General features: G+C 34.8%; 2 protein-coding genes. Both read right to left on the reverse strand.

Annotated elements, in window-relative coordinates:
• The coding region (locus ABY905_RS16165) for a hypothetical protein (RefSeq protein WP_372645736.1) at positions 1–1,039 on the reverse strand (1,039 nt) is incomplete at its 3' end.
• Between the two features lie 163 nt (positions 1,040–1,202).
• Positions 1,203–2,719 (reverse strand): apolipoprotein N-acyltransferase (lnt, locus tag ABY905_RS16170; protein ID WP_372645738.1); only part of this gene is annotated, 1,517 nt, incomplete at its 5' end.

Genomic DNA, 2,719 nt, shown 5'->3' on the forward strand with positions numbered 1-2,719 from the left:
AGTTGTTTGCTCTGATATTTACTTTTGATGAGGTTTTTTTAGAACCGAACTTACCTTTAGATATGGCTTTCTTTCCATCCATAGTTTTATCCGACTCTAAATCAAAGGCGCTTGTTTTATCAAACTTAACTGCACGATGATCAATCTCATAGTCAAAGTTTGCTTTATTGCTGAAGCTTAATCCCAGGTTACCAAATTTAGAGTCAAGCTTTACAAAGGAGAATAAGTAGTCGACATTAAAAATGTACAAGTGGCCAAAACTGATATCGTAATCAACTTCTCCTCCCAAATGGCTGATGTCAAACTTAGATAGACTTGAAGAACCATAAAGAGATTCAATCTCCTTGATATCAAATTTATCTCGAGAAGATATCATGTTCATATTGTCTACGCTTCCAAGTTTATACTCTGAATCACGACTGTCACCAGTAATTTTATTAGCCTCTTCAATATTGATTTCAGATCCACCAATATTTAGTTCAACTTCATTAATCTTGCCAATTTTCAGAAAGCTGTTTGAGTGTAATTCAAAATTATTTTTCCCAGATAAATTTTCAGCAGTAAGTTCGGTATAGGTTAAGTCGAGCTTGATGTCGCCAGAATGGTTGGCAATAAATGATCGTGAATCCTTTAAAACTAAATCAAGCTTTGTATCTGAAGGAAGGTAAATCGTATAGTTAATTTTAACTTTACCTTTATTAAAAATGGAGTTGCTTAATTTTTTGAAGCTGAAAAAATCGCCAAAAACGGTTTTAGCAATAATTAAATCATCTCCTTCAGTCATGTCAATAGTGATATTATCGAGCATTGTTTGGATTTTCTCGGCCTTATTTCCTTCTGCTGAAATTTCAATCTCAAATTTGATTTCATTTTTATCCCAAGCCCTAAACTCAACTCGACTATATCGAGTATCGACTTTTAAGTTAGAGCTAGCTGAATATGTCTTTGTTATTTTTTTTGTCTTTGTTTCTGCTTTTGCATGTAAGCTAATACCTAAACTGATTATAGCCAGTAAGGTAATTTTTAGGAGTGACTTCATATTTAGATTATTTCGTTTTAAATTGAGATATAATTTACAGTTAGTATACCAAATGACCATTAAAAGCTGCCTTTATTTATTCGATGATTTTTCATGGTATTTATAATTCATCGGATAAATTTTGGACTACTGATTTTCAAAAATAAGAAGGCTTAATTGAATATTAGTGTTTAGGTCGAGTTATCCTTTTGATTTTAACAAAGATTAATAAAAGGATGGCAAAAAATGCAGCCGTTCTACCTAAGTAATCTCCATGTGTGGAATAGAAAGTTTTTCTGGAGAATAATTTAATATCACCTCTCAGGATATCTTTTGTCCACCATTTTGTTTGCTTGACGATTTCTCCTTTTGAATTAATAATTGCTGAAATTCCATTGTTCGCAACCCTTACAATTTCGCGTCTGTTTTCTATGGCACGTAAGCGGGAGAAATCGAAATGGTATTTATAACCCAAAGAGTTTTTCCACCAGCCATCATTGGTAATCATGCAAAAGAATCCAGGCACGCCATTTACCCTTTGAGCACAATAGTCTCCAAAAACGGATTCAAAACAAACGATAGGAATAAGCTCAGTTGAGTCACTTGTTGTAAAAGTATCAACTGTGTTTCTATTGCTATAAGTCCCATTGTAGCCACCCAGTTCTAAGGAGTATTTTCCCAGGAAACTTAAGTATTGCACAAAGGGCATACGTTCGAAAAGTGGAACCAATTTCGTTTTGTGATAGAAATTTAATTTATTCGTTTGATCAAGGAATAATGCTGAATTGAAAGCCTCGTAATAGTAATCTTTTTCAGTATTGTATCGACTGCCAGCAGGGATTCTATCAGCAAGTTTATGGTAGCTGTGTACCCCAAGGAAGAAATCAGTCTTAGGATAAGCCTTTTGTAGCTTGAGAAGTTTATTAAAAGCTTTCGATTCTGTAGGAGTTGCCTCATTTATCCCTTGAAGAATCATCGTCTCAGGTCCTAATAAAAAATCACACTCTTCTTTTTGAAGAATTGAATCAGCAATCTCAAAAAACGCCTTGAGATGTTTTTCTTCATTTTTCGAATCGAACTTTTCGGTATACGGATCGAGATTCGGCTGAATAAGTGAGCAGCTTTTGCTAGAAACAGATATTTCAGTTTGCTTGTAGAGAAAAAGAGAGCTGCTTATGGGTATCATAAATAGTAGTAGAGCTCCTGTTAAGTTTCTGATATTTCTTTTTCTAAACAGTGCAAATAGAGCAATATTGATTAAGATCAGCCACAGACTCCCTCCACGTACGCCAGTGTATTCGTACCATTGCACCAGTTTAGGCTGAGCAGCAAATGCATTGCCTAAGTTGAGCCAAGGCCAGGCTAAATCCCATTGTGTATGAAAATATTCGAAGCCTAATCCTATGATTAGGAAGGGAAAGAGAATGGAGATTTTAAGTTGCTTTCTTGTAATTGAAATCAGCCAGAAGACTGTAGCCTGAATGGCTGAGTTGATGATGATAATTAGAATAGATCCTACCAGTTGAGCTTCTGCTACCCACCAATACGAAAGTGTGTTCCATACAAGAAAAGCTAAAAATGAGTAATTGAAAAGCCAGTAGGGATTATCTTGTTTATGACTTTTTTCTTCAAGAATAAGAAGTGGGAGATAGGCGAAGAATATGGTGAAAAAAAACAAAGAATAAGCCCAGGGCATAGCTA

This window comes from Ancylomarina sp., from assembly GCF_041555295.1.
GTDB lineage: Bacteria > Bacteroidota > Bacteroidia > Bacteroidales > Marinifilaceae > Ancylomarina.